Genomic DNA, 6,619 nt, shown 5'->3' on the forward strand with positions numbered 1-6,619 from the left:
AGTCAATCAGTATCAGCATCTGAATCAACTTCAACCTCAGTAAGTCAATCAGTATCAGCATCTGAATCAACTTCAACATCAGTAAGTCAATCAGTGTCTGCATCTGAATCAACTTCAACATCAGTAAGTCAATCAGTGTCTGCATCTGAATCAACTTCAACATCAGTAAGTACTTCAGTTTCAGTGAGTCAATCACAATCAGGATCAACATCTGGTAGCGGTTCATACTCTAACTCAATGAGCCAATCAGGATCAACATCTGGTAGCGGTTCATACTCTAACTCAATGAGCCAATCAGGATCAACATCTGCTAGTGGTTCATACTCTAACTCAATGAGTCAATCAGGATCAACATCTACTAGTGGTTCATACTCTAACTCAATGAGTCAATCAGGATCAACATCTGCTAGTGGCTCATACTCTAACTCAATGAGTCAATCAGCTTCTGGTTCAGAGTCATTGTCTACATCAGAATCAGCAAGTGGATCACAAAAACACAGCGAATCTGTAGCACTTCCAAATACTGGTGAAACAACATCTGTAACATCAGCTCTTCTTGGAGCAGTTGCAGGACTTGCTGGAGCGGCTGTACTTGGTCGTCGTAAAAAAGAAGATGAAAAATAATCTTCTATCCTAATTTGATTCGATCATTTCGTGAATATCGGAAATGAAAGAGAGTCCAAAAAAGAGAATCTTCGGATTCTCTTTTTTGTATGTTATTTTCGTATCAGAAAATGGTCTTAATTAGTTACATTAGGGAAAAAATAAGGTATAATAACTTGATATCTAAAATTTAAGGAGCGGACATGTTTTTTAAACGTTCGAAGGGTGATTTTCGCGAAACGGAGCGAATCACACGTTTTAAATTAATCAAATCAGGAAAGAATTGGGTACGAGCATCTGTCTCTCGGTTAGGCCTATTTCGCGTCATGCGAAGTGGTGTGGATGAAAAGATCGTAGTTCAATATGAAGCGTCATCACACTCGATGCCTGCAGATCTGGTCAAAGGGATGGTTGTACTCGGGGCTCTTGCTGGAGCGACAACGGTTGCTAATCCAGTATTTGCCGAGGAAAATGGGATGGATACGACTGTTGGGTCTGAAATCAGCCCATCGACCGGTGTAGTGGGTTCGGATAGTTTTGTCTTGGGGACGACCTCTAACTCAGATTCTGCATCAGCCAGTCAATCTATGAGTGAATCTGTCTCGCTATCAGAGTCGGCTAGTGACAGCCTTTCTTTGTCTCAGTCGGTTTCTTTGAGCGAATCACATGTTGTTATTGCTTCAGCGAGTCAGTCCACTTCAGGAACTGATAGTAGCAGTGTCTCTGAGGACGATTCAATTCACAGGGCTACTTCTGAAACGAGCGAGAGGGTAGCAGAGGCTCCAACTCAGCGTTCAGAAGACCAGGTGCAGCGTCTCCAAGCCTTGGCTTTGGATTTATACACCTATCGGGCACAAGCTATGGAAATCCCGGGGACCGAATCTGCAATTGAAAATGGAGATCTGGCTTTGGATGCTATTCGAACTGGCTTGTCTAATCCGGCAATTCAAATGGATGCTGTGGAAAGCCAGGCAAAGATTGCTCGCAATCGCTTGGCCAACGCGGTGCTGCGCGCTACATCTGGTCAGCGCGACCCTCGAAATGGGAACCGTATTGACACAGATACCAGCCTCCGTGCGCCCCAATACAATCTCGGGCCAGCCGATAATGCCTTGATTTCTGTTTATAACTCTGACTACATCAATCAGGCTTATCGAGTGTTTGAAACAAAACCAACACAATTCAGTATTCGAAGTGTTGGTTACACCTCTACTAGTGACCGTGTGAATGGTATCAACGTTCCTCAGACCTCTGCTTTGAGAAATAGCTCGGTTGCCTTTAATATTATGGGAACAGTTGGGCAGACAGAGGTCGTAACGCCTGGGAAAATTTATAATCTTTCTTTTGTAGTGACGAATACGGCTAAGCAGTCAGTGACACGTACGCTACGTATTCAGGTTTTACCGCAAAATGATGGCATTCGTAATCCGATTACGGCTGTGACAACGGCAACTTTTGTCAATGATACCACTAACTTGGCCCAGGCTGAAAAAGAGAAGGTTTGGGAAACCTTTAAGGCGACAAATCCAAATATTGCCACTTCAAAGGATTTTAAATCTTATTCGGTTTCATCATCAGGTGTGGTGACTATTACTTATAAAGATAACACCACAAATGATGTAACCGCTCCTGTTAAGCGCCTAGCAGCACCGATGGTTGAGACTCGCTTACTAGAGAAGGCCTATACTCAAACACCTGTAACGGTGACGGGTGCTGAGCCTGGATCAACCGTTGTCTTATATAACAATGATGATGAAATCGGAACAGCAGTAGCGGATGCTTCTGGACAAGTCAGTGTGACGCCAACTGTTCCTTTACAAATTGGTGGTGTGACAGCTAAAGCACGGATCATGTATGGTGATCACGCGGTTTATTCTGATGCTAGTAATTCTGTGGCAGTGACAGATGCTACACGCCCTGAAGTGACGGCTAAGTTGACTGTTAATGGTGTAGAACCGAAATCAACCCCGCTTGAAGGTGGTGGGAAGAACTACGTTATTTATGCGGGTGATGATGCAGTTGTGACTTTTACAGCTACGGATGACAGTGGCAAGTTGAAAGAAATGAAAGTTGTTGCACGGGCAGATTTGAACGACAATGCCTTGAACGGGAATTTCTTTGGTGGCAGCCAGTATGGAACAGGTGATATTGCTCCTATCACGGGAGAGATCACGGCTACTAGTGCCAACCCTGCAACCATCACAACGACCATTCATTTGAAGGATGATCTCTATCATTCTTACCGGAATACTTGGCAACGCAATGTCGCGGCTATTGACAATGCGTCTAATATGAACCGTCCAAATGGTTTGGGTGAAGTTCGGATTACCCAAGGACGTCTGGCTGATCGTACGCCAGGTGTTGCTCCAACAAGCACTATTCAGGTGACGAGCCTAACTGCATTGACAGAGGCAGATAAGAGTAAGGTGATTGCAGCTGTGTCGGCTGTTAATCCAGAGGTGGCTAACCGCATTAAGGCCTATACGGTTAATAGTGATGGTACAGTCACCATTACTTATAAAGATAGTACGACCAATGTCGTAGCTGTGAAATTGTCAGATAGCGATCACAGTCAGTCTGTTTCAAACAGTCAGAGTGCATCTGCTAAAGTTTCGCAATCTGTCAGTCAGTCTTTAAGTGCGAAGCAATCACAGAGCGTATCATTAAGCCAATCACTGAGCTCGGTTCGCTCGCAAAGTTTGGCGGCTTCATTGAGCAAATCAGCGTCGGCGAGTGCATCTGCTCAAGCGAGTCTCTCTCGTAGTCAATCATTGAGCAAGGAGATTTCTCAATCTCAATCCGCTTCAACGAGTCAATCGGTATCTGCAAGAAAATCTGAATCTGTGAAAGTTTCGCAATCTGTTTCTGCAAGTGTCAGTGCCTTGCAGTCTGCTTCGGTATCGGCGAGTGCATCCAAAGTGGTAAGCCAGTCTGTATCGAGCTCATTAAGTGCTTCGGTTTCAGCGAGCACGTCTAAAGTTGTGAGTCAGTCCGTCTCGCAATCGTTGAGTGAGTCCGCTAGAAAATCCGCATCGTTGAGCACTTCCATATTGGAGAGCCAATCAACCTCTAATTCGGTGTCGGTATCAGCGAGCACGTCTAAGGTTGTGAGCGAGTCCGTATCGAGCTCACAGAGTGCATCAGTTTCAGCGAGCACGTCTAAGGTTGTAAGCGAGTCTGTATCAAGCTCACAGAGTGCATCAGTTTCAGCAAGCGTATCTAAGTCATTGAGTGCATCGATTTCAGTGAGCACGTCTAAGGTTGTGAGCGAGTCCGTATCGAGCTCATTGAGTGCATCGGTTTCAGTGAGCATATCTAAGGTTGTGAGTCAGTCCGTATCGAGCTCATTGAGTGCATCGGTTTCAGCGAGCACGTCTAAGGTTGTGAGCGAGTCTGTATCGAGCTCATTGAGTGCATCGGTTTCAGCTAGTGTATCTAAGGTTGTGAGCGAGTCTGTATCGAGCTCATTAAGTACTTCGGTTTCAGCGAGCACGTCTAAGGTTGTGAGTGAGTCTGTATCAAGCTCACAGAGTGCATCAGTTTCAGCGAGCACGTCTAAGGTCGTGAGCGAGTCTGTATCGAGCTCATTGAGTGAATCGGTTTCAGCGAGCACGTCTAAGGTTGTGAGTGAGTCCGTGTCGAGCTCATTGAGTGAATCGGTTTCAGCTAGTGTATCAAAGGTTGTGAGCGAGTCTGTATCGAGCTCATTAAGTACTTCGGTTTCAGCTAGTGTATCTAAGGTTGTGAGCGAGTCTGTATCAAGCTCACAGAGTGCATCGGTTTCAGCAAGCGTATCTAAGTCAGTGAGCGAGTCCGTGTCAAGCTCATTGAGTGCATCGGTTTCAGAGAGTACATCTAAGGTTGTGAGTGAGTCTGTATCGAGCTCATTGAGTGAATCAGTTTCAATTTCAACATCGTTGAGTAATTCGATTTCAGCATCCGAGTCTGTATCAACGTCTGAATCGGTGTCAACATCTGAATCAGTCTCAACGTCTGAATCAGCATCGACGTCCGGATCAGTATCTACTTCAGAATCGGTGTCAACATCCGAATCGGTATCAGCGTCCGAATCAGTATCAGCATCCGAGTCATTGTCAGTGTCTGAGTCAGTTTCTACGTCTGAGTCAGTGTCAGCCTCAGAATCAGTTTCGACGTCAGAATCCGTTTCAACGTCTGAGTCAGTATCGACCTCTGAATCAGTGTCAACGTCCGAATCTGTTTCTGTATCAGAATCCGTTTCAGCGTCCGAGTCAGTATCAACATCTACATCTGAATCAGTATCTACATCTGAGTCGGTATCAGCGTCTGAGTCTGTATCAGCGTCGGAATCTGTTTCTGTATCAGAATCCGTTTCAGCGTCCGAGTCAGCGTCAACATCCGAATCAGTATCGACATCAGAGTCAGTTTCAAGTTCTGAATCAGTTTCAACGTCCGAGTCGGTATCGACCTCAGAGTCAGTCTCAACGTCCGAGTCAGTGTCAGTCTCTGAATCATTGTCAGCATCGTTGAGCAGCTCAGTATCAGAAAGCCAGTCAGTCTCAACATCCGAGTCAGTATCAGCCTCAGAATCAGTGTCAACGTCCGAATCGATTTCAGCATCCGAGTCGATTTCAGCATCCGAGTCATTGTCAACGTCTGAATCAGTATCGACGTCCGAGTCAGTCTCAGCCTCTGAATCGGTTTCAGCGTCCGAATCAGTATCAGCATCCGAGTCAGCGTCAACCTCAGAATCAGTATCAGCGTCTGAATCAGCATCGACGTCCGAATCAGTATCTACTTCAGAATCGGTGTCAACCTCTGAATCAGTCTCAGCGTCTGAGTCAGTCTCAACATCCGAGTCGGTTTCGACGTCTGAATCAGTGTCGATATCCGAGTCAGTGTCTACTTCTGAGTCGGTATCGACATCTGAGTCAGTGTCTACATCCGAATCGGTTTCAGCGTCTGAGTCTGTATCAGCGTCGGAATCTGTTTCAACATCCAAATCGGTTTCAGCGTCTGAGTCAGTGTCAGTATCAACATCCGAGTCATTGTCAGTGTCTGAGTCAGTTTCTACGTCTGAGTCAGTGTCAGCCTCAGAATCCGTTTCAACCTCTGAATCAATTTCAACATCAGAGTCAGTATCTACTTCAGAATCAGTGTCTACGTCTGAATCAGTATCAACGTCCGAGTCAGTGTCTACTTCTGAGTCGGTATCGACATCAGAGTCAGTCTCTACTTCTGAATCGGTGTCTACATCTGAATCGGTGTCTACGTCCGAGTCAGCGTCAACCTCAGAATCAGTCTCAGCGTCTGAATCAGCATCGACGTCCGAATCAGTCTCTACTTCTGAATCGGTGTCAACCTCAGAATCAGTCTCAGCGTCTGAGTCAATCTCAACATCAGAGTCAGTATCAGCCTCTGAATCAGTATCTACTTCAGAATCAGTGTCAACCTCTGAATCAGTCTCAGCGTCTGAGTCAGTCTCAACATCCGAGTCGGTTTCGACGTCTGAATCAGTGTCGATATCCGAGTCAGTGTCAACGTCTGAATCGGTCTCCGCGTCTGAGTCAGTGTCAGCATCAGAATCAGTCTCCGCGTCTGAGTCAGTATCAACATCTGAGTCAGTCTCAGCCTCTGAATCTGTGTCTACATCTGAATCAGTGTCAACGTCTGAATCGGTCTCCGCGTCTGAGTCAGTGTCAGCCTCTGAATCATTGTCAGCATCGTTGAGCAGCTCAGTATCAGAAAGCCAGTCAGTCTCAACATCCGAGTCAGTATCAGCCTCAGAATCAGTGTCAACGTCCGAATCGATTTCAGCATCCGAGTCAGTGTCAACGTCCGAGTCAGTGTCTACTTCTGAGTCAGTATCAGCCTCTGAATCAGTGTCTACGTCTGAATCAATTTCTACCTCAGAATCAGTATCAACGTCCGAGTCAGTGTCAGTATCAGAGTCTGTATCAACGTCCGAGTCAGTGTCAGTATCAGAGTCTGTATCAACGTCCGAGTCAGTGTCAGTATCAGAGTCTGTATCAACGTC

2 protein-coding genes are annotated in these 6,619 nt (G+C 45.9%); both read left to right on the forward strand.

Annotated elements, in window-relative coordinates; genetic code table 11:
• Positions 1 to 624 (forward strand): LPXTG cell wall anchor domain-containing protein (locus JX304_RS04940; RefSeq protein WP_205011508.1); only part of this gene is annotated, 624 nt, incomplete at its 5' end.
• Between the two features lie 182 nt (positions 625 to 806).
• Positions 807 to 6,619: accessory Sec-dependent serine-rich glycoprotein adhesin (locus JX304_RS10880; protein ID WP_205011509.1), on the forward strand; the 5,813-nt coding region annotated here is incomplete at its 3' end.

Source organism: Streptococcus parasanguinis, from assembly GCF_901875555.1.
GTDB lineage: Bacteria > Bacillota > Bacilli > Lactobacillales > Streptococcaceae > Streptococcus > Streptococcus parasanguinis_H.